Source organism: Aeromicrobium sp. PFPM2_SD2, from assembly GCF_057364525.1.
In genome coordinates, this window is the sequence record NZ_JBNFNZ010000007.1 from 1 (window position 1) to 21,951 (window position 21,951).

The window sequence follows — 21,951 nt, forward strand, 5'->3', positions numbered from 1 at the left end:
CACGCGGCCGCGCCCATGAGACGCAGCGGCACCGTGCCCCCGGCGGCGTCGGCCAGCGCGAACAGCCCGACGAGCAGCGGCGGCCGGTCGACCCAGTAGTCGCCGTACAACGACGAGCCGGGGGTCCACTGCGCGGCGACCATGAGGAAGCCGCCCTCGTCCGGCGACAGCGGAGCGTCCAGGACGGGCAGGCGCACGAGCACCGCGAGCAGCGCCGCCGCCACGACGACGGCGTCGGGACGTACCTGACGGGCCGTGGTGCGCAGGCGGTCCGTCGCCCGCGGGGTCGGCTGGAGCATGGTCGCGACGCTAGGCACGCCACGTGCACCGGACGCGACGTCCGGGTGACGCGTCGGCGAACGTCTCGCGCGGCGCTCGGCCGGTGCGCTCGCTAGCGTGGCGGGCATGGCCAACCGACTCGCGCAGGCGTCCAGCCCGTACCTGCTCCAGCACGCCGACAACCCGGTCGACTGGTACGAGTGGGGCCCGGAGGCGTTCGCCCTGGCCCGCGAGACCGACCGGCCGATCCTGCTGAGCGTCGGGTACGCCGCCTGCCACTGGTGCCACGAGGTTCCAGGGTGAACGGCTGTCGACGGAAATCTGCGAAACCGCAGGTCAGCGGCCTAGTTGGGGTTCGCGTTGGATCGGCGAATATCGCCGTTGGACACCGATTCCGCGCCTTCGTGCATCACTCTCGTGCATCACTTTGTGCCCGTCACTGGCGACCCAGTGGCAGCCAATCTCGACGTGTTCGATGACCTGACACGTCGCGAAGACATGTTAGCTTTCGGGCCGATACTTAACATGTTGCGTATTTGCAACACCACCGTAGACTGTCAGCGTGGACCTGGCAGAGCGCATCTCGACGCTACGCCGCGTGAACGGGCTGAGTGCTCGTCAGCTCGCGGCGCTGGTCGACGTCGCCCCGACGACGGTCACACGGATCGAGTCCGGAGCGGTCAGTCCGTCGTTCGACCTAGCGCAGGAGATCCTGACGGTGCTGGGGGAGCCGATCGGCTTCACCGGCGTCGCGGATGTGGATGCGATCGCGGCCGCCCGTCTCGCTCTCGACCCGGAGCTCGACGTCCCGTCGACTCCAGGCGTTGAACTGTGGCGCCAGCGATGGGCGCGCATCGGACTTCTCGATGCGGATGGTCGGGTCGCCGCCCGGAAGGAAGCGGACCTACTCTTCCGTGCTGGTCGCGCGGCTCGGCTGACCCGGCGGCCGGGAGCGGTGGACTTCGCTGCTGGCCTGTCCGCAGATCAGATCGCTGAGTCGCTTCGCGTGGCCGGCATCGACTACGCGTTGACCGGCGATGCCGGCGCCAACCGGTACAGGTCCAGTGCAGGCGAGGCGTGGCCGGTTCTGTACGTCGAGGACGTCGTTCGCGCCCCTACTGCAGCTGGTCTTGTGCGCAAGGAGCCGGGCTCGTTCGGGATGCGGGTGACGCTGATCCCGTTCGACGGGGTGAGCGAGATCGGCCGGGTCGACATCGACGGCACGACTGTCGTTGCTCTCGATCAGGTCGTCATCGACGCCTACGGCGGCATCGACCGCATGGTCGAGCAGGCCGACATCCTCATGGGGAGGCGCGTGGCGTGACGGACTTCAAGGAGCCGCGCACCGAGATCGAGTGGAGTCGCCGCGCGATCATCAACGTCGTCGGGGTTCTGCAGGTCCACGCGGCCTCGTTGACGCTGGTCGGCGCGCACGCCGTCCTGCTGCGGACGATGGAGCTCGACGTTCCGCGGATGCCGACCGGCGACGGCGACCTCGGCGTGACGCCCGGTTTGGTTGGCGACGTGCCGAGCATCGAGGCTCTGCTCGCAGCGGCTGGCTATGAGCACCGGACGACCGCGCGCCCTGGGCTGTGGGGGCGGACGCCGTACGACGAGCCTGACGGCACCCGGTCATACCGCGAGAAGATCGACTTGCTCGCCCCGCACGGCTTGTCGGGCACCGCGAGCCGAAGCAAGCGAGGTGTTCCCGCGCTCCAGTCCGCCCACGGCAAACTCGCCGTCGGCAACGCCCTCGGCCTCGAGCTCGCTGCGTTCAACCGTTCGCTCGTGACGATCACCGACTTCGCCGACCCGCGGCTGACGGCTGATCTCCAAGTCGCGGAGATCCCGGCGCTCATCCTGGCCAAGGGCTCGAAGATCGGCGAACGGCTCCGGGAGCCGCGCAAGGGACCGGTGCGGGACAAGGACCTCGGCGACCTCTGGCGGCTCATGGCTGTGACTGACCCGGCGGAGACTGCTCGGGTGATCGAGGAGTTCGTCGATCACGCCGAGGTCGGCGCCGATGTCCGCCAGAGTGTCGAGTGGACGGGCGAGGTGCTGCGTGACCCGGTGAGCGCGGAGCGCGCCAAGCTCGCTTTCGACACGTTCGTAGATCCGGCCGCTATCGATCAGCTCTTTGGCCTGTGGCGGGATGCGCTGGCTGGGTGAGGAGGCTCCGCAACGCGCCTCTGGATGTCGGCAGAGTGGGGCAGGATGTGGGCGCGGCATCATGAGAGCGGGAGTGGGACCAAGACGTGAGTGACGAGGAAGAGACGGCCCTGCGGAGGGTCCGGTTCTTTGGCGTAAACGATCTCGCTGCCGGCTGGTACGTGCCGCGCGTCGCGGAAATCGCGGAACAGTTCGACCCGTCGAGTGCCCCGACTAGCGTCATGGACATCATCGAGCTTCACAACGTGGAGCAGTACCTGCAGAACGGCTTCCTACCTCGCGACTACACGGAGTCGGATCATGCCGTCGCGATGTCGCAGGTTGGTCCGATGCGGAGCGCGGTGGCCAGGTTCTTCGCAGCGGTCGATGACGCTAACTGTGCCTCCGCGATTTCCGGAGTCGACTTCGAATACCACGCCGACCTCCTCGATCTCCTCGGGCGGGGCAAGGCCTTCGAGCGCTGCAGTGCCTCGGTCATGCTGCCTGTGCTCGATCAGACCGGGGTCCACCTCGGCGAAATGCTCGAGTGCAAGAAGCTCGTGCTCGCCTACGATGCCGAGGTCCGCGACCGGTTGATTGGTTCCCCGGGAAACGCAGAGCACATCATCCGGAAGCACCTGCAGCAGGATGTGCGCGCGGAGGTTCACCTCCCCGCGAGTTTCACACCAGCTGATGCTCGCGACTTGCTCGAGCGATACGTCGATAGTCCAGACGCGAACCCCAACTACATCGGCCTCATCGAGACCGCCCCTGTGAGCTCGGCCACTGGCATCGATGCAAAGTTGAAGCTGCGGGCGAAGCGCCGCAACGCGGAGATGACGCAGGCATTCTTCGAGAAGAACGCCGGCCTCAAGACCGGGACCGAGGTGCGGCTATCCGAGACGCAGGACGAGCCCGTCGTCTACGAGATGGATGAGTCCGACGGGATGGTCGCTCGGTTCACGTACAGCAGCCGATGGCTGGACGAGACGTGTGACAACCCGAGCATCCTCAACAACTTCCAGCACCTGTTCGAATTCGCCGACCGCGGTGTCCTGCTCACGCTGCCGTCCTATCCCTCGCAACTGGGCGTTTTTGAACGCTTCATGGGGGCGGCGGGCAAGACTGAGTACAGGGTCGGTGCGGGGTTCCGGGCAGTCGACATGAGCACCCTGCTTCAGACGAGGCTCTATCAGCACTACCTGGAGACCAAGGACAAGGACCTTGAAGGGGTGATCTCCTGGTTCTTCGAGGATTACCTCAAGGAGGAGTTCGGTGCTGCGAACTTCTCGTTCAGGCCGTCGAGCGTGGCCGCGTCCTACCTCGAGAGGGTGCGCCACCTATTCGCCGAGATGGAGAGCGCGCTCGCCCAGTTCAGCCTGTTCGTCGAGAACGGCGAACTCGATCGGGACCTGCTCGCGATCACCTCAGATCCCGTTCGCTACCGACAGGTTCCGAGCCTGCTTCCCGGGAAATACGTCTACCCAACCGACCACGACGAAATTGCCGGCATTCTCCACGCCCTGTTCTCCGACCAATCAACGCTTACCTACATCAGCGAGGGCCTGAAGGGCGACGACGCCGCAGGCCTTCTCATCGGCAACGTCGTGGCGTACGGCGACTTCCACGAGTACCAACAGCCCGCTGTCGATCACCTGATCTCGCTCGGCATCCTGGAGAACACGGGCGAGAGGGTGCAGATCGCCAGTGTCCCGCAGTTCCTAGTCCTGAGGTCGCTGTTCGCGACGCAGGCGTGTAGTTACTACAGGCTCTCGCAGGTAGGTCGCTCCGCTGTCGACGCCATGGAAGCCCGCGGATGGGTGAGGCGTCACTCATCCCTGTTGACCGAGGCGGAGGCGCAGTACTTCAACTACTTCCTCAACAAGGTCGACTTCAGCAACGGGCCGGAGTTGCGCAACAAGTACCTGCACGGTTCGCAAGCCGATGCCGAGGGTGAGGACGCCCACTTCCATGCCTACGTAACCGCGCTGCGATTGATGATCGCGCTCGTCATCAAGGTCAATGATGATCTCTGCCTCTGGGCAGAGACTCGATCGGGTTCCCCAGAGCTGGACGATCCGGGCAACGCCCAACTCAAGCCGACCGATGCCGCCGCTTCGGCTGGGGGAGAAGGTCGGTGATCGAGCTGGGTTCCCGGGCTGGCGCGACCAGCGCTTCCACCGCGGCCTTGGCCAGATCCATCCGCCTCTCTTCCCAGGCCAGGAGCTGATCGAGCCGCCACCGATCGGGGTGTGTCATGACCGGCGCCGGCACGAGTGATCGGTCCTTGAGGTTCTGGTAGCCCTTGGTCTTGCCCCAGCCGTAGCGCGCCATCACGTCGCGCGCGTCGAGGAAGACGTGCCGCGGGTCGGCCGTGTCCCCGGCGTCCGGCGGCCAGTGCACGACTCACACCGCCTTCGGCTTGCCGAGGACCGGCTGAGAGGCCAGCCGCTGGGTGCGGATGAAGGTGCGAAGGTCGCCGACGGTCGTGTACAGCCGCCGGCCGATCTTGAAGAACTCCGGACCGGTGCCCTCCTGGCGCCACCAGCGGACGGTGTTCACCGGGCTCCGCAGGATCTCGGCGACGTCGTCGAGGGTGAGCAGCTCGTCGTCGTGGCGTGCGTGGAAGGGGACATCGTGGGTGTTGCTATTCATGGTTCCTCCTGCTTGGCGAAGGCCCGCGAGGATCGTGGGCGACAGGTAGGTGTGGACCCGTTGCCGCGCAATGCGCCGAATACGTTCGATCGGATATCGTCGAAAGATGGACCGGGCGTATTTGCTCGAAGTCGCACGACGGGCCAGCGGTCTCACGCAGGCAGAGCTCGCCGCCAGATCCGGTACGTCGCAGGCGACCCTGTCGGCGTACGAGCGGGGCCTGAAGTCGCCCACCCTCAAGGTCGCCGCGCGCATCCTCGAGGCCGCCGGATTCGACCTCAACCTCCGGCGCCTCATCGACTGGGTGGAGCACGAGGCGCCAGGAGTCGGGCGGTTCTGGGTGCCGAACCTTCTTTGGAACGTGGAGACGCCCGACTGCTTCGCCACGCTCAAGGTCGTCGACACCGACCACGACCCGCCGATCCGCGACTGCGACATGCACGATCGGGCGCAGCGCAAGCAGGCGTACGAGCACCTGATCCTCCGGTGTGACCCGGAGGACCTGCTCCGCTGGCTCGATGGGCCGCTGCTCGTGGACATCTGGGACGAGTTGGAGCTTCCAGAACCGGTGCGGGAAGCGTGGAAGTGGCAGATCGTGATCGCTCGGCACCCGACGACCCCGGACACGCTGCGAGCGAACGTCTGCTACACAGAGGTGGCCTGGGTCCGTGGACGCGAGCCGGTGCCGGTGAAGCCTCCGTCATCGAAGGAGCCGCGGATCCGGTTCATCCGGACGCGGTTCGACCCGCGTCCGCCAGAGCCCACGGCGGACGGGTCGAAGCCGGCGGCGACCGTCGCCAAGATTGCCGAGCGGCTCGCCAAGCAACTGGCGAAGTCGCGGCACCCGGCCGCTCCTGCAACCTGGAACGCTGGAGTCGCGTTCGCGCGGAGGTGGGCGGATCTGGGCCACGGCCACACTGTCGTGCTTGCGCCGAGCGGGCCCGGATGCGTCGTGGGCATCACGGTGGAGCCGTACGACGACCCACTGGACATCGGCGTGCAACTGATCGAGATGTGGCGAACGGGCTGAAGCCGAACGCGCCCACCTCCGTCTACATCCCGAGGCTGGGCCCACCGGACGACGTGACCGGGGGCCTGCGGCCGGAGTCGTCGACGACGCGTCGCGGTGCCGCCGCGGGTCGTCGCGCGTAACGCGGCTTCATCTGGCCGTACCGCTCGATCGCCTCGGCCGCGGCCTCCCGCGCGTGCGCGGGTCCGAGGTCGGCGCGGTCGCGACCGAACACCTCGCACCACTGCGTGCGTGCATCCTCGACGGAGTCGGCAACCAGGTGAGCGGTGTTCTGGTTCCGGCCACGCGTCATTGCGACGTACGTCGACGCAGCGCCGCTGTGCTCGCTGACCAGCACGTGGCTCCGGGGGACGGTGGCACCCTGAGCGCCATAGGCAGTGGTGGCGAACGCGAGCTCGACGTCCCGCTGCACGTAGGACGGAGGCAGCACCCGCCGACCTGCGTCACCGACCACCGTCAGAGCCCCGTCCTCGCACGACACGACGGTCCACATCTCCCGGTTTGCGACGTCGAGATCGCGCGAGTTGCGCCGCGTGGCGATCGTGTCACCCACGCCGATCCGCTCTCCGGCGGCGGTGGTCACCCTGTCGTTGGATTCGCCGGTGGCCAGCCGGATCCGGTGCGCGAACGTGTTGATCCGGGCCACCTGCTCGCGGGCGTCGGCCACGACCAGCGATCCGTTGCTGGCTTCGGCCGAGAGTCGTCGGGTCCGCTCGACGTCGCTGGCGTGGATGACGATCTCGCCTCTCGCCAGCAGCTCGTCGAATACCGCGCCTGGCTCCGCTCCGGTCCTCATCTGCAACGACAGCTCGGCATATCGCGGATCCTTGAAGCGGCGGACGCCGTCGAGCTGCTGCACCCGATCGGGCGCGTACCTGATAGCCAGATCCAGTACGCCGCCGCGCCCCACGGCCGGGAGCTGATGGCGGTCGCCGACCAGCATCACGACGGCCTTGGTCTCGTCGGCCAGAGCGAGCAGTGCGCGAGCCGTGTCCTGGTCGACCATGCCTGCTTCGTCGATGACGAGGAGGTCGCCGCGGCGGAGTTGGGCGGTTGGCGCAGGGGAGGCGGCGACCCGTGTCCACCGGCCGTCCTCGCCCCAACGGAATCCGTGCTGGTGGAGCAACCAGTGGGCGGAGTACGACGCCGAGCCGGTGGCGCCCGCCGCGACCTGCGCCGCCTTGAGCGTCGGCGTGACGACCACCATCCGGCGTCCGACGGCAACCGCTTGTTCACGGATGGCGGCGAGCCGGGCGGTCTTGCCCGCGCCGGCCGGGCCTTCAATCACGGTGACGGACTTGGCCTCCGCGCGGGCGGCGATCCGGTCGATGACCTCGTGCTCGACGACCAGCACCTCGGTCGAGGTGAACATCCGGATGTGCTGACGCTCGTCGGTCCGGCCGAGCAACGGCCGCGAAGCGGCCACGACGCGGGCGGTCAGGTCTTCGGCGAGCTCGCGGCGTACGGCGGCGTCGACCACGCCGCCGCTGCTCGCGATGATCCGCTCGACCTCGCCCCGCGCATCGGCCGCGTTCCATGCCGAGCGCCGCGACCCGAGGCGAACCAGAACCAGCTCGACGAGGCCGTCCCGGTCCACGGCACCAGCCCGCAAGACTCCGAGACCGGCGCCTGGCTGGGGTGGCACGTAGCCCAGCTCGTGCAGTTCGTCGACCCAGCGCTGTCGCAGTTCCTCGCCACTCGTCGGCACGACCTTGTCCGGCCGGGCGTCGGCCCATGCCCGGCGATCCCACGTCTGCCGCAGCGCTGGGCCGGGCTCCTCGCCCGGATGGTCGGCGCGCCACTCGGCCTCGTAGGTGTCGATGTTCGCCTCGATCTGCTTGGCGCGGGCGCTGAACGCCCCGGCGTACGCCGCCAGTTCGGCGACCTCACCCGTCTCGGCGTCGAGCGTGAACCCATGGCTCGCGAGCGCCTCTCGGAACGCCGGGTTGGTCATCACCGCCGCGTGCCCGATCCCGTTGATCGCCTCCAGGCTGTCGCGGACGCCGACCGTGTGCAGGCCGCGCCACTTGCCGTCGGCGACGACCCGGGCATTGATCTGGAGATGCAGGTGCCGGTGAGGGTCACCCGCGCGGGAGGTGAAGTGGCGCACGGCGGCCGCCTCGATCTGCTCCACGGGAACCTGCACCTGGTTGCCGCGAGGCCCGACACGGGTTGTCGCGTGCGAAGCCAGCCAGCCGATGATCTCCTCGGCCGCCGCCATCTGCGCGGCGTCGTAGGCCTCGGCAATCTCGGAGTGCAGCGCGGCCGCGAGTGACCAAGTCTTCGGACCGTTGACGGTGACCTCGACGAACCGGACGCCCTTCTCGTCCTTCCGAAGCCGCCCCTTCGCGAGCCCAGTGTCGACGTCGTAGCCGGCGACCCAACCCTCGTAGGTGCCGCCGTCCATGTCGGCTCGTCGATCGCCGCCGGCGGGGTCGCCTTGAAGTGCATGGCGACCCCGCTGCCCTCGGCGAGGTAGTAGTCGTCAGCACGGGACCGATCTGCCTCGACGTAGTGCCGCGCAGCGGCAGCAGCGCCGCGGTAGATCTTCATCCCGCCATGCACCTGAACCGCCTCCCTCAACAACCATCGATAGCCGTGAAACCGCAGGTCAGCGGCCACATCGGCGCCCGTCCCGCTACGAAACTTCGTAGCATGCGTGCCGCTTGATGAGGTGGCTGAGAAGTGCGATCGGGAGGGCAGATCTGGGAGCCGTCGATGGTTGGAGATGGCTGGTGAGGGAGAGGAGAAGTGGCGGCAGTCTGAGGAGGAGAACGGCTTTTGGAGTGCGGACGGATCCCATGGCGTGGCGCAGGCGCTCCGGGTGATCCCACTCTGTTCAGACCTTCTCTACGGCATCGACAGGCACGGCCTCGTCGATGTCGAGAAATGGGTCGGCAGTCGCCGATAACCTGCCGGTGTGAAAGCAACCGACCTCGCCAAGGTGCGCGCGACGCTGTGGGCAGCGGCCGACGAGCTGCGGGCCAACTCGAAGCTCACCCCCGTTCAGTACCGCGACCCGGTGCTCGGCCTGGTCTTCCTCGCGTACGCCGAGAACCGCTTCGAAGCCGTTCGTGGCGAGGTCGAGGCGAGGGCCACCGCCCGAAACCCAGTGACGATCGCCGACTACAAGGCGAAGTCCGTGCTCTACGTTCCCGACGAGTCGAGGCTGTCGAGCCTGGTCGACCTGCCCGAGGGCGACGACATCGGCAGGGCCGTCGACGAGGCGATCAAGGCCATCGAGGCCGCCAACCCCGAGCTCAAGGACATCCTGCCGCGCGGCTACCAAAAGCTCGAGCGCTCGACCCTGATCGAGCTACTGCGGCTGTTCGCCCCGCTGCCGACCCAACTTGAGGGCGACGCGTTCGGCTTCATCTATGAGGACTTCCTGTCCAATTTCGCCGCCCAGGAGGGGCGGGGCGGTGGTGAGTACTTCACGCCCTACTCCATCGTCCGGCTCATCGTGGAGATCCTGGAGCCGTTCCAAGGCCGTGTCTTCGACCCGGCGTGTGGCTCGGGCGGCATGTTCGTCCAGTGCGCGAAGTTCGTTGAACGCCACCACGAATCAGCGACCCGCAAGTTGTCGATTTTCGGCGCGGAGAAGACCGAGGACACAGTGCCGCTGGCGAAGATGAACCTCGCCCTCCACGGACTCTCCGGCGACATCCGCCAGGCAAACAGCTACTACGAAGACCCCCACAGTGCAGTCGGCGCCTTCGACTACGTCATGGCCAACCCGCCGTTCAACGTCGACAAGGTCAAGAAGGACCAGCTGGCGGGCGACAAGCGGTTCCCGTTCGGCCTGCCCCGCAACGACAATGCGAACTACCTGTGGATCCAGGAGTTCTACGCCGCGCTCACCGACGCCGGACGCGCGGGCTTCGTCATGGCCAACTCCGCGGGCGACGCCGGGCATTCGGAGAAGGAGATCCGCAAGCAGCTCGTCGAGTCGGGCGCGGTCGACGTGATGGTCGCGATCAGCTCCAACTTCTTCTACACCGTGACCTTGCCGGTGACGCTCTGGTTCCTCGACAAGGCCAAGGCCGGCACGCCGCGCGAGGACACGGTGCTCTTCCTCGACGCCCGGCACATCTTCCGCCAGGTCGACCGTGCCCACCGCGACTTCCTGCCTGAGCAGATTGAGTTCCTCGCCAACATCGTCCGGCTCTACCGCGGCGAGGACGTCGAGACCGCCGACGGCAGCGAGGTGCTGCTCAAGGAGCACTTCCCCGAGGGCAAGTACGTTGACGTCGCCGGACTTTGCAAGGTCATCACCCGGGCCGAGATCGAAGCCCAGGGCTGGAGCCTCAACCCCGGCCGCTACACCGGATCGGCCGCGGTCGACGAGGACGACGTCGACTTCATCGGTGACCTCGAAGCGCTCTACGAGGAGTTCACGATGCTGAGCGACGAGGCCGACGCGCTCCGCTCGAAGGTCGACGCAGCCGTGCAAGGGGTCCTCGAGGCATGAGTGACTGGCAGCCCAAGACGATCGCCGACCTCGGCAAGGTCGTAACTGGAAGCACTCCACCCTCGCGCAACCCGGGGTGGTTCGGTGACTCGACCCCATTCGTGACCCCCAGTGACATGACGGAGCGGGATCGTCGGCCGCGCCCTGAGAGATGGCTGTCCGATGAGGGCCGGGCAGGGCTTCGGACGCGCCTTGTCCCAGCAGATTCCGTGGCGTTCGTGTGCATCGGCGCCACGATCGGGAAGGTGTGCCTGCTGCCTTCCGAATCGGTGACGAACCAGCAGGTCAACACAGTGGTTCCCGGCGAGGACACGGATAGCCGTTTCCTCTACTACCTACTCAGACACATCGCTCCAACCATCGCGCAGGCCGCCAGCGGTGCGGCGACCCCGATCATCAACAAGTCGGCGTTCTCCAGGGTCGTCGTGCGAGTGCCTGGCTACGCGACACAGTCCTGCATCGGCGAAGTTCTGGGATGCTTCGATGACCTAATCGAGAACAACCGGCGGCGGGTGGAAGTGCTGGAGGAGATGGCGCGGGCCATCTACCGCGAGTGGTTCGTGAAGTTCCGCTACCCCGGCCACGCGGATGTCCCGCTCGTTCACTCCGCCCTCGGGTCGATACCGGAGGGGTGGAGGGTCGAGTCCTTCGATGACGTCGCATCGTTCGTGAATGGCTTCGCGTTCAAACCCTCCCACTGGGGTTCGGACGGCAGGCCGATTATCAAGATCAAGGAACTGAAGCAGGGGGTCACCCCAGCGACGCCGCGCTGTCCCGAAGGCGACATTGATCCGAAGTACTGGGTTGAACGCGGCGATCTCCTCATGAGCTGGAGCGCCGACTTAGGCGCCTACCTCTGGGGGGACGAGCCCGGGCTGCTGAACCAACACCTCTTCACCGTCCGCCCGTCGAACGAGTCCGCGACCCGTCTGTACCTCTTGCACGCCCTCGACAACGCCATGCCTTCCTTCCGATCGCGTGCGCAGGGCACGACGATGAAGCACATCAAGCGCGCAGCGCTTAATGAGGTTTGCGCAGCCATCCCGCCGCCCGCTCTGGTGAAGGGTTTCGATGAGATTGCGGCTCCGATTCATGACGAGTCGATGACCCTCCAGTCGCAGGCGCGCGAGCTTGCCGCGCTGCGCGACCTGCTGCTGCCGAAGCTCGTGACAGGCCAGATCGACGTGTCGGCGCTCGATCTCGATGCGTTGGTTGAGGAATCGGTAGCGTGATGGCGCCGCGGGGTCCGGAGTTCGACTACGTCGAGAAGCCGAGCATGGAGTTGCTGGAGCAGCTCGGCTGGACCCCGGTCGACGCATTCACCGAGATCCTCGGCGCCCAGGGGACCCTCGGACGCGACTCCCAGCACGACGTCGTTCTCACTCACCGCCTGAGGTTTGCGCTCCGCAAACTCAACCCCGCCGACGTTCCGGATGCCTCGATTAACGAGGCGGTCGAGGCCATCACTAAGGACCGCTCGGTCATGGACCGCGTGCGCGCCAACCGCGAGGTTCACGACCTGCTGCGCGATGGCTTCCGGGCGGAGTGGACGGACGAGGCCGGCGAGAAGCGCATCGAACTGCTTCGCTACCTCGACCTGAAGGACGCGGCCAACAACGACCTGCTCGCGGTCCAGCAGATGTGGGTCAAGGGCAATTTGCACAGCCGCCGCCTCGACGTGGCGCTGTTCGTCAACGGCGTGCCACTGGTCCTGATGGAATTCAAGGAGCCGAACGAGCCGGTCAAGTCTGCGTACGACCTCAACCTGACCGACTATCGCGACACCATCGGTCAGCTCTTCGTCCCTAATTGCTTCGTGCTGCTCTCCAACGGGAGCGACGCGAAGGTCGGCTCGACGTACTCGCCCTGGGAGTTCTTTGGTGACTGGAAGGTCATCGACGCGGCCGGGACTCGTGGCGCAATCGCGCTGGAGACAGCCCTGCGCGGGACGTGCGATCCAGCGATCGTTCTCGACTTGTTTGAGAACTTCGTCGCCTACATGGAGCGTCCGGGGGGACTGATCAAGGTCTTGGCGCGCTCGCACCAATACCTCGGCGTCAACGCCGCCATTGAGAACCTTCACCGTGCTCGCGCCGAGCACGACAAGCGCCTCGGCGTTTTCTGGCATACCCAAGGCTCCGGCAAGAGCCTGTCGATGCTGTGGTTCACCCAGAAGGTGCTGCGCCAGGTCGCAGGCAGGTGGACGTTCGTAATGGTCACCGACCGTACCGAGCTAGACGTCCAACTGCATGGCGAGTTCGCCGACGCCGGCGCGATCCCGGCCGAAGCGAGGGTGCACGCCGACTCCATCGCGCACCTGCGCGAGCTGCTTGCCGCAGATCACCGCTACGTGTTCACATTGATCCAGAAGTTCCAGCCCTCGAAGGCCGCTGGCGAGGTCGAGATGCCGGTGCTGTCGGATCGCTCCGACGTCATCGTCATCACCGACGAGGCTCACCGCAGCCAGTACGACACCCTCGCGCTCAATATGCGCCGAGCGCTGCCGAACGCCTCGATGATGGGCTTCACCGGCACGCCGCTGATCGCCGGCGAGGAGCAGGCGACCCGCAAGCAGTTCGGCGACTACGTCAGCATCTACAACTTCCGCGATGCGATCGAAGATGGCGCCACCGTGCCGCTCTACTACGAGAACCGCATCCCCGAGCTGCAACTCGTCAACGAGAACTTCTCCGACGAGCTCGACGAGTTGCTCGAAGCCGCGGAACTGGACGAGGTCGCCGAGGGCGCCTTGGCTCGCGAGTTCGGGACGGCGTACACGCTGCTTACCCGGCCTGAGCGCCTCAAGACGATCGCGAGGGATCTGGTACGGCACTTCGTGGGGCGCGGGTTCACCGGCAAGGCGATGTATGTCGGGCTGGATAAGGCCGCCGCCGTTCGGATGCACGATCTCGTGCGAGAGGCGTGGGCCGAGTACCTCGCCGAGTTGCGGGTTGAACACGATGCGCTGCCCGAGCTGGAACGCCCCTGGCTCGCCTCGCGGATCGAGCTCATGGAGACGACCGACATGGCGGTGGTGGTCTCGCAGAGCCAGAACGAGCTGAAGATGCTCGACGACCTCGGTCTCGACATCCGCCCCCACCGTGAGCGGATGAACCGCGAAGACCTGGCCGAGAAGTTCAAGGACTCCGACGACCCGCTGCGCCTCGTCTTCGTTTGCGCGATGTGGATGACCGGCTTCGACGCGCCGTCAGTCTCGACGGTCTACCTCGACCGGCCGATGAAGAACCACACGCTCATGCAGACCATCGCGCGTGCCAACCGGGTCTTCCCCGAGAAGGACAACGGTCTCATCGCCGACTACGTGGGCGTCTTCCGGAATCTCGAGAAGGCCCTCGCGATCTACGGTGCGGCTAGCGCTGGCGAGCAACCGATCGAGATCATCGATGCACTCGCGGCTGAGCTCGATCTGGCTGTGGCGGACCTGGTGTCGTTCTGCTCTGGCGTCGGCGTTGATCTCGTCGCGATGCGCGATGCCCAGGGCTTCGACCATGTCGCAAAAAGGGACGCCGCCGTCGAGGCGCTGCTCGTCGACGAGGACACGCGCAACGACTTCACCGTTAAGGCTCGTCAGGTCCGCAAGCTGTTCAAGGCGCTGCTGCCCAATCCCAAGGCCGCTGCGCAACAGCGGACTGTCGCGGCGATCCGGGTGCTGCATGAGCGGATCATCGAGGTCACCCGGCCACCGGCACCCGAAATCTCGGCGGTCGCAGACGCGGTGGACGCGTTGCTCGATCGCTCCGTCGGTGCCGAGGAGTACGTGATCCGCGCCGCCGCCGAGGGCACCAACCCCGACCCGCTGATCGACCTGTCCCTCATCGACTTCGACGGGCTGGCGGCGAAGTTCGCCGGCAGGAAGCGAGCCGAGACCGACCGACTCGCCCAACTGTTGCGCCAGCAGGCCATCGGGGCGGCCCTGCGTAACCCGACTCGCTACGAGCTGGTCGAGCGGATCGAGCAACTTATCTCGGACTACAACGCAGGCAGCGTCAACATCGACGAGTACCTGCGGCGTCTCATCGAGCTGTCCAAGACTCTCACCGAAGAGGAAGAGCGCGCGGTCCGTGAAGGCATGACTGAGGAGGAGCTCGCGATCTTCGACCTGCTCACCCAGCCTGATCCTGTTCTCACTGACGAAGAGCGCGAACGGGTGAAGGCAAGCGCGAAGCAGCTGCTGGATCACCTCCACGAAAAGCTGGTCCAGGATTGGCGTCGGAAGGTCGACGTCACCAATGACGTCAACAGCACCATCCGCCGTGTCCTGGACGAGGGATTGCCGGAAGCGCCGTATACGCCGGACATATTCTTCAACAAGGTCCAGCTCGTGTATGACCACGTCCTGACCGCCTATGGCGACAACGGTGAGAGCGCGTACGACCCTCGGCCGGACATTCAGTACGCGCGTCACGTGAACGTCGAGTACGCGGGGCCGATCGACGTGGACAAGATTGCCGACGACGTCGTTGCCCGTATCCACGCCGACCCGGCCTTCGCCGCCCGGGTCGCCGCTGAGCTCGGGGCAGACCCTAGGACGTGAGTGGATCAGTGTCGACGTCCGAAGAACGGCAAGCACGAATCGCCGACTGGTTAGAGGAGAAGCGTCCGGACCTGGCGAGTATGTATCGGACTGCACGGGAGCTGCTGGCGAGCGCCGCGAACCCAGGTGATGAGAGGGCGCGGATCTCACACATCTGCCACTCGATGCGTGAAGTGATGAAGCACCTCCCGGAAGCGATCTCATCGGGTGGGAAGGGAGACAGGGGCACGCGAAGCGATAGCTACGTGAGGAAGCTCCCTGGCATCGTCGCGAAGTACCCTGCACTCGATCTCGCCCAAGATGCCGAGAACGTGCCGGTCCCTAAGGAGATTGCCCGCGTCCTGGAGGACCTGATCAAGGCGGCGGTCGCGGAGGATGGGCGATTCCTGGCCGACATCGCCGTGTTCCTGACCGACGATGGGAACACAAAGCACCCGGCGGTCCGCGAGTGGTACGCGACCTACAACTACTTCGTGAAGTGGGCACATCTCCACGGCGAGCAGAGCAACGTCGATGCCCTTCCCTCCGATGATGACCTGACGTCCCGTATTGACTCGGTCGAAGTCCTCATGGATGGAAAGCGGGCCGAATTCTTCGACAGCCTGCACGCAATCGAAGACCTGCTTGCCGAAGCCAATCAGCTCATCAAGGGAGGTGCGACCGATGGCTGACTACCAGCCTCCGACGGCCGAGCAGGTTAAAGCCGCGCTGCGCAGATTGACGTCCTTCCAGCTGCGTCGAGCGTTCTACGAAGGGCTCAAGAATCCGCTCTGGGTCAAACCACTGGCTGATGCGGGGGCGTTCGGAAGCCCGCCCGAGCCAGAAGTCGGAAGCGACGGCATCGTTCGTGAGAGGTACTGGCCGGAGGCCAGCTACTTGGAGGCAATGGCGGAGCACGTTCCAGCCGAGGTTGCTCAAGTTCTTGCTTCCCTCGGGAGCAGCAGCAACTCGTGGGTCCGCAGGGTCGTCTTCTCTGCTGGGTCACGCATGCCCCCAGATGCTGCCGCCAGGCTGAAGCCCGTCATAGATGCTTGGGAGGACAGTGGCTATGGGTGGCGCACCGACCCGAGGGACCTCGTGTCCTTCGTCGTCAACCTGTTGGAAGGCGGGGAGACGAAGTTCGGAGTCGCGTTGGCCAACAAACTGTTCCGGCCGACAGCGGAGAAGGGGGCCGATGGCGACCCTGTGACAGAGTTGAAGGCCCACTGGTACTCACGCGAACTTCCGAGGGTCACTCGTGCCCTCGGGGAGAACGCGTTGAAGACAATCCTCCCGTGGCTCATCCTTCACGAAGAGCAAGAACGAAGCGTTGGTGAAGGCTATGACCACAGTGGTTTCGGTCGATCGTTGATCTCTCAGAGACGGAACTCCTACCACGAGGTCAAGGATGCTCTCATCGACGCTGTGCGCGACGCAGCGATTGAACTGTTGGAGAAGGATCCAGCGGCGGCGTGGGCAGATCTCAACCGGAACCCCATCCTGATTGTGCGCCGCATCTCCCTCTACGCGGTCGCCGAAGTCCTGGAGCGCTCTGTCGCTCAGGGGGCCGACAGTTCGGACCTGGTTCCCATCGCTCGGGAGCTCATGCTGGACGTCAAGTCGCGCGCCGCGGATGCAGTTCCCGACTTCGTCAGACTCATCCGTGCAATGGGCTCGACATCTTCTCGTGAACTCGACCAACTCGCACAAGTCCTGGAATCCGGACACCTCTCGGCTCAAGAGATTGAGCGAATCACTCGCAACATGCGTGAACGTGGTGAATCGGATGCCGAGATTCTGGATCAGATTGCCCGGTGGGACAGGCACTGGCGTCACCGCGTGCTGGCTGGTGTCGGCCGCGAGCTCCTTCCGGCCGCGCTGCAAGAGGAACTCGACTCGCTAGATGCTGAGGACGGTGTCATCGCCGATCCACTGAGTCCGCCATTTCAGACCTTCGGCTGGACGGGCCCGAATAGCCCGATTCCCCAAGAGGAAATGTCGGCCATGGCGCCGATGGAGTTGGTCGCCCACCTCGAGGGATGGCATGTCGAGGGAGACGGATGGGGTCCCGAGCCTTCACACGAGGGACAGGCGCGGGTGCTAGAGGCACTGATCACGAGTAACCCGCTGGCCCTCCACGGTCAGCATGAGCTCTCGCGGCGGCTACGCCCGACGTACCTTCGCGCTGTCCTCAGTGGCTGGGAGGGAGCCCTGAAGGCGGATCTCGATCTGCCGTGGGACCAGGTGCTGGCACTGGTCGCTGACGTTCTCGATCACTCCGATGAGTCTGAATTCCCTGTTGAGGGGGGAAGCTTCGACGACGATCCCGACTTCGGGGCGGCAAAGAAGGGCGCGATCCGCCTCCTGACGCATCTCACGTCGAAGAGTTCAGCGGAGAAACTTCCTGAAGAACACCTGAACCATGTGGCTGATCTGCTGTTGGCGGCCGCATCCGGCACCAGTGCGTGGAGTGAGTACGTCGCCACCGTTGGTGAACAGGAGTCCGGGTGGGACCCACTAATGGTCTCCCTGAACTGGAAGTGGCCCATCTTGCTCCGCGGGCTTGTCAACCTGGTGGGACTCGGTGAAGGCAACCGATGGCATGTCAGGGCGCGACAAACGCTGCGCGAACAACTTGCCCTGGAAGATCCTCGTGGGGCCTCGCGGGCCGTTCTCGGAGAGGGACTCGGAAAGCTGTTCAATCATGCCCACGATTGGCTCGTAGAGAACAGTCCCACCTACTTCGGCACGCGATCGGCGATCGACAAGAACCAGCAGGTCGCACTTACCACGGCCATCGCTATGCACTACTTCCATCTAGACCTTTATCGACTTCTGTCGGACTCGATGATTGCCGCGCTCTACAGCCAGGAGCAGGTCGCGATCGGGTGGGGTAACGATGTCTCTCCGCAGCAGCGGATCGGTCAGTGGGTCATTGAGGCGATCATTCGAGGGCACATTGGCGACGACGACCCGCTATGCAATGAGTTCTACGCACAAGCAACCCCAGAGACTCGTGGTGATGCCATCGGTCACACAGCCTGGTCATTCATGCACGCCGAGGTTGTGGACGACGTCATCCGTGACCGATTGGCTAGCCTGTGGGATAAGCGTGTCGCTCACGTCAAGGATCACCCTGAGGACAAGGCTGAACTAAAGGACTTCTATTGGTTCATTCGGAGTGAGAAGTTTCCGGCCCGATGGTGGCTCCCGAGACTAGTGGAGGCACTTGAACTGGATGGCGCACTGGCCACGCACGGGATGATCGGCGAGCAACTCGCCGCTGCCGCCGACGAACTTCCTCGGGCCGCCCTTGATGCTCTGACGATGCTCCTAGCCACTAACGATACGTCGACCTTCGACAACTATGACCTACGGACACACTCGCTGGCGCCCGTAATCGCCGCAGCCCTAAGGACATCTGACTCCAAGCTCCAAGCCGACGCTCGATCCCTGATGAACCTCATGGGTGAGCGGGGAGAGATCGACCTCGAACGACGGGTCGACAAGATTCTGGAGGAGATACCGGAGGACGACACCCCGACTCCGTGACAATCACCGGGTTGCCAACTTGCTCACGGAGTCGCGCAGGGCGTCCTCACCAGCACGGACGTAATGGTTGAGGACGGTCGTGAGCTTGTCGCCGAGGTACTGAGCGACGACCTCCCAGGGCTCGCCGAGCTCCTCGTGGAACCACTTCGTCGCGGCGTGGTGGCGGAGGTTGCGGTAGACGATGGTCTTCGGCCAGGCGTTGTCGGGGTCGTTCTGCTCGACCCATTCGCGGACGCGGTGCCAGCGGTTGTTGTGCATCTCCGGTTTCACCGGCAGACCGGTGAGGGTGTCGACGAAGAGCCAGAGCTCGTCCTCGGGCGGGACGGGGTAGTTCCACCATGCCAGCGACCGGTCCTTCGACCGGGTCGCCAGACTCGCGCGCCGTTGGCGCTCGTCCTCCTGGGCGTTGATGACCTGTTGGAGCGATGCCGTCGCGGGCAGCCTGAGCAGCTCCTTCACGCGGGGGAGGAGCTCGTCATGCATCAGCGACCTGGGCAGCGGGACCTCGTGGAGGACCTGGTTCTTCACCGGGCCGCGGAAGCCGGGCGCCTTGCGCGGGGTGATCCATGAGCCGTTGACGTGGACGTAGCCGTTCTCGAAGAAGACGTCGATCGCGCGTAGCGCGTTCTGCTCGCCGAGCCGCAACCCGCCGAAGCCGGCCACGCGGATCTTCGTGCCCAAGAGCGGGAGGCGGGTCATCAGCGGATCGGTGCCGTCCGTGCCGCACAGCGCATCCGCGCCGGCAGCCATCGCGCGCACCTGGCGCGTCTCCGGGCGCAGGCGCGGGTCGACGTACTGCGCCGTGGCCCCGTGCTGAACGGTCGCCCGCCCGATCGACAGGCCGTCGAGCGGATCGATCGACCGCTCCAGCCACCCGAGCCGCCAGGCGAGCTTGCGCATCGCGGCGAGCTGGCCGCGCAGGTCCTCGCGGCCGCGCTGCGAGAAGAGCGTCTTGGAGCCCTTCTCCATGACGAGACGACTGTGGTCGATCCGCCACTTCGTCACGGGCACGTCGCCGATGGTCGGGTTGATGTGGGCGTTGAGTCGCGACTCGCGCTGCTCCATCGTCCGCGGCTGCTTGCCCCGCTCAGTGGAGTCGCGCAGGTACTCCTCGCCGAGCATCCGGATGGTCCGGGAGGCACGGACGTCCGCCCCTGCCGGCGTCTCCGACTCGGTGTCCAGCGCGGCCTCGGCCTGGGCGAAGATCCGGCGCGCCTCCTCCTCGGACGCCGCGCGCGCAGCACCCGCTTCCATTGCTCGCCGTCGCCGGCGGGCGCCTTGAAGAACACCTGGTACTTGTTGCTGCCGGACGACGGCGCGTAGAGCCGCACCCGCCACGGACGCGAGCTGCCGCCCGTCGTACGTGCCTTGCCCTGCGCGAGCAACTTCGGCTGGGAACGAGGAGCCACCGAGACCTCCTAGGCTGAAGACACCATCGTACGCCGGTTTCGTGCATCACTCTCGTGCATCACTTGAGGGGAAGTGATGCACGTGCCACTGCTGAGGAGTCACAGGAATGGCCAACCGCCTTGCCAATGCGACGAGCCCCTATCTCCAACAACATGCGGGTAATCCCGTGGATTGGTGGGAGTGGGGACCCGAAGCGTTCGAGGAAGCGAGGCGCCGTGATGCACCAATCTTGCTCAGCGTGGGCTACGCCGCCTGCCACTGGTGCCACGTCATGGCCCACGAGTCGTTCGAGGACGCGGCCACGGCGGCGTACATGAACGAGCACTTCGTCAACGTCAAGGTCGACCGCGAGGAGCGTCCGGACGTGGACGCGGTCTACATGCGCGCGGTGCAGGCGATGACCGGCCAGGGCGGGTGGCCGATGACCTGCGTCCTGACGCCCGAGGGCGAGCCGTTCTTCAGCGGCACCTACTTCCCGCCGGTGCCCGCGCAGGGCATGCCGGCGTTCACCCAGGTGCTGCAGGCGCTGCACGAGGCGTGGACGAACCGGCGCGACGAGGTGCTGCGCATCGGCCAGTCGGTCGTCGACCACCTCGGCACGGCCGGGCACGTCGCGGGGGAGGTGCTGACCGCCGACGACCTCGAGGGTGCGCTGGACGCCTTGGCGCGCACCTACGACCAGGACGCCGGCGGCTTCGGCACGAGCCCGAAGTTCCCGCCGTCCATGGTGCTGGAGTGGCTGCTGCGCCACGAGTCGCGCACCGCTGACGAGCGCGCCACGGCGATGGCCGACCACACGCTGCTCGCGATGGCCGCGGGCGGCATGCACGACCAGCTCGCCGGCGGGTTCGCGCGCTACAGCGTCGACCGGTTCTGGCGGGTTCCCCACTTCGAGAAGATGCTCTACGACAACGCCCAGCTGGCCCGCGTCTACACGCACGCGAGCCGCCGCGGCGAGCACGCCGAGCGGTTCCGCGCCGTGGCCGGTGACGTGGCCGACTTCCTGCTGCGCGACCTGCGGACGTCCGAGGGCGGCTTCGCGTCGGCTCTGGACGCCGACACCGAGGGGGTCGAGGGCGCCACGTACGTCTGGACGCCGCAGCAGCTCGCGGAGGTGCTCGGCGAGGACGACGGTGCCTGGGCCGCCGGGGTCTACACGGTGACCGAGCAGGGGACGTTCGAGCACGGCACCTCGACGCTGCAGCTGCTCGACCCGCCGGCGGACGCCGAGCGGCTGGAGCGGGTGCGCCGGGCGCTGCTGACCGCCCGCCAGGAGCGCCCGCAGCCTGCGGTCGACGACAAGGTCGTGGCCGCCTGGAACGGCCTGGCCGTCAGCGCGCTGGCCGAGATGTCGGTCGTCCTGGACCGGCCCGAGCTGCTGACCGCGGCGCGGGAGGCCGCGGAGCTGCTGGCCACCGTGCACACGACCGAGGACGGCCGCCTGCTGCGCGTGTCGCGGCACGGACGCGCGGGCGCGCATGCTGGCGTGCTGGAGGACTACGGCTGCGTCGCCGAGGCCTACCTCGTGCTGCTCGGCGTGACCGGCGACGCGGTGTGGTTCGAGCGCGCCCGATCGCTGCTCGACCAGGTGCTGGAGCGCTTCGCCGCCGCCGACGGCTTCCACGACACCGACGCCGAGGCCGACGCCCTGCTCGTGCGCCCGCAGGACCCGTCCGACAACGCCTACCCGTCCGGCACGTCCGCGGTCGTCCACGCGCTGCTGGCCATGGTCGCGGTGACGGGGGAGGAGCGCTGGCGCGAGGCGGCGCTGTCCGGCGTCCGCTCGGCCGCCGGCATCGCCCCGCCAGGACCCCGCGCTTCGCCGGCTGGACGCTCGCCGCGGCCCGAGGCGCCTGCTCGCCGGTCCGCTCG

At 66.3% G+C, this 21,951-nt stretch carries 15 protein-coding genes and 1 pseudogene; 11 read left to right on the top strand and 5 right to left on the bottom strand.

Going from position 1 to position 21,951, the window contains the following annotated elements; translation table 11 throughout:
- Positions 1-299, bottom strand: a pseudogene (locus tag AC2W7G_RS01205) (hypothetical protein); the annotation flags it as partial.
- Positions 300-405: 106 nt separating this feature from the next.
- Here AC2W7G_RS01205 and AC2W7G_RS01210 point away from each other — a divergent pair.
- From AC2W7G_RS01210 to AC2W7G_RS01225, 4 genes are all read left to right on the top strand, one after another.
- Positions 406-582, top strand: a complete 177-nt coding sequence (locus AC2W7G_RS01210; RefSeq protein ID WP_485866816.1) for a DUF255 domain-containing protein — start codon at positions 406-408, stop codon at positions 580-582.
- Between the two features lie 259 nt (positions 583-841).
- Positions 842-1,603 carry a helix-turn-helix transcriptional regulator gene (locus AC2W7G_RS01215; protein ID WP_485866817.1) on the top strand — a complete coding sequence of 254 codons (762 nt, stop codon included), beginning with the start codon at positions 842-844 and terminating at the stop codon, positions 1,601-1,603.
- Positions 1,600-2,448: a hypothetical protein gene (locus AC2W7G_RS01220; RefSeq protein WP_485866818.1), complete on the top strand. Its 849-nt coding sequence runs from the start codon at positions 1,600-1,602 to the stop codon at positions 2,446-2,448. Before AC2W7G_RS01215 ends, AC2W7G_RS01220 begins: the two co-directional genes overlap by 4 nt.
- Positions 2,449-2,534: 86 nt before the next feature.
- On the top strand, positions 2,535-4,568 hold the full coding sequence (locus tag AC2W7G_RS01225; RefSeq protein ID WP_485866819.1) for a hypothetical protein: 2,034 nt from the start codon (positions 2,535-2,537) through the stop codon (positions 4,566-4,568).
- On the opposite strand, the gene AC2W7G_RS01230 is transcribed toward AC2W7G_RS01225, so the two are convergent.
- Complete coding sequence (locus AC2W7G_RS01230) at positions 4,522-4,830, bottom strand: hypothetical protein (RefSeq protein WP_485866820.1); 309 nt, start codon at positions 4,828-4,830, stop codon at positions 4,522-4,524. The genes AC2W7G_RS01225 and AC2W7G_RS01230 overlap by 47 nt on opposite strands.
- A 3-nt stretch (positions 4,831-4,833) precedes the next feature.
- On the bottom strand, positions 4,834-5,082 hold the full coding sequence (locus AC2W7G_RS01235; RefSeq protein ID WP_485866821.1) for a helix-turn-helix domain-containing protein: 249 nt from the start codon (positions 5,080-5,082) through the stop codon (positions 4,834-4,836).
- Between the two features lie 106 nt (positions 5,083-5,188).
- On the opposite strand from AC2W7G_RS01235, the gene AC2W7G_RS01240 reads away from it, so the two are divergent.
- Positions 5,189-6,112 (top strand): helix-turn-helix domain-containing protein, encoded by a 924-nt coding sequence (locus AC2W7G_RS01240; protein WP_485866822.1) that lies wholly within the window; start codon positions 5,189-5,191, stop codon positions 6,110-6,112.
- Between the two features lie 22 nt (positions 6,113-6,134).
- Here AC2W7G_RS01240 and mobF read toward each other — a convergent pair whose 3' ends face one another.
- Positions 6,135-8,519, bottom strand: coding sequence for a MobF family relaxase (gene mobF, locus AC2W7G_RS01245; protein WP_485866823.1), 2,385 nt, complete (start codon positions 8,517-8,519; stop codon positions 6,135-6,137).
- Positions 8,520-9,032: 513 nt separating this feature from the next.
- Here mobF and AC2W7G_RS01250 point away from each other — a divergent pair.
- From AC2W7G_RS01250 to AC2W7G_RS01270, 5 genes are read left to right on the top strand one after another with little or no spacing between them, the layout of a single operon-like run.
- Positions 9,033-10,583 (top strand): type I restriction-modification system subunit M, encoded by a 1,551-nt coding sequence (locus AC2W7G_RS01250; RefSeq protein ID WP_485866824.1) that lies wholly within the window; start codon positions 9,033-9,035, stop codon positions 10,581-10,583.
- Positions 10,580-11,815, top strand: a complete 1,236-nt coding sequence (locus AC2W7G_RS01255; RefSeq protein WP_485866825.1) for a restriction endonuclease subunit S — start codon at positions 10,580-10,582, stop codon at positions 11,813-11,815. Before AC2W7G_RS01250 ends, AC2W7G_RS01255 begins: the two co-directional genes overlap by 4 nt.
- Positions 11,815-15,138: a type I restriction endonuclease subunit R gene (locus AC2W7G_RS01260; protein WP_485866830.1), complete on the top strand. Its 3,324-nt coding sequence runs from the start codon at positions 11,815-11,817 to the stop codon at positions 15,136-15,138. The genes AC2W7G_RS01255 and AC2W7G_RS01260 overlap by 1 nt, the downstream gene beginning before the upstream one ends.
- Complete coding sequence (locus AC2W7G_RS01265; RefSeq protein WP_485866826.1) at positions 15,135-15,809, top strand: hypothetical protein; 675 nt, start codon at positions 15,135-15,137, stop codon at positions 15,807-15,809. The genes AC2W7G_RS01260 and AC2W7G_RS01265 overlap by 4 nt, the downstream gene beginning before the upstream one ends.
- Positions 15,802-18,669, top strand: coding sequence for a hypothetical protein (locus tag AC2W7G_RS01270; protein ID WP_485866827.1), 2,868 nt, complete (start codon positions 15,802-15,804; stop codon positions 18,667-18,669). The genes AC2W7G_RS01265 and AC2W7G_RS01270 overlap by 8 nt, the downstream gene beginning before the upstream one ends.
- 3 nt (positions 18,670-18,672) lie before the next feature.
- On the opposite strand, the gene AC2W7G_RS01275 is transcribed toward AC2W7G_RS01270, so the two are convergent.
- A complete protein-coding gene (locus AC2W7G_RS01275) occupies positions 18,673-19,923 on the bottom strand; it encodes a hypothetical protein (protein WP_485866828.1) in 1,251 nt (416 codons plus the stop codon).
- Positions 19,924-20,185: 262 nt separating this feature from the next.
- On the opposite strand from AC2W7G_RS01275, the gene AC2W7G_RS01280 reads away from it, so the two are divergent.
- Positions 20,186-21,951, top strand: a 1,766-nt coding sequence (locus tag AC2W7G_RS01280; protein ID WP_485866829.1) for a thioredoxin domain-containing protein, incomplete at its 3' end; no start/stop codon positions are given.

Bases quoted from the DNA above. Each gene is read 5' to 3' on its own strand.
- AC2W7G_RS01270 (WP_485866827.1), top strand. From the start codon at position 15,802: ATGGCTGACTACCAGCCTCCGACGGCCGAGCAGGTTAAAGCCGCGCTG.
- AC2W7G_RS01235 (WP_485866821.1), bottom strand. From the start codon at position 5,082: ATGAATAGCAACACCCACGATGTCCCCTTCCACGCACGCCACGACGAC.
- mobF (WP_485866823.1), bottom strand. From the start codon at position 8,519: ATGGACGGCGGCACCTACGAGGGTTGGGTCGCCGGCTACGACGTCGAC.
- AC2W7G_RS01240 (WP_485866822.1), top strand. From the start codon at position 5,189: ATGGACCGGGCGTATTTGCTCGAAGTCGCACGACGGGCCAGCGGTCTC.
- AC2W7G_RS01275 (WP_485866828.1), bottom strand. From the start codon at position 19,923: ATGGAAGCGGGTGCTGCGCGCGCGGCGTCCGAGGAGGAGGCGCGCCGG.
- AC2W7G_RS01255 (WP_485866825.1), top strand. From the start codon at position 10,580: ATGAGTGACTGGCAGCCCAAGACGATCGCCGACCTCGGCAAGGTCGTA.
- AC2W7G_RS01260 (WP_485866830.1), top strand. From the start codon at position 11,815: ATGGCGCCGCGGGGTCCGGAGTTCGACTACGTCGAGAAGCCGAGCATG.
- AC2W7G_RS01210 (WP_485866816.1), top strand. From the start codon at position 406: ATGGCCAACCGACTCGCGCAGGCGTCCAGCCCGTACCTGCTCCAGCAC.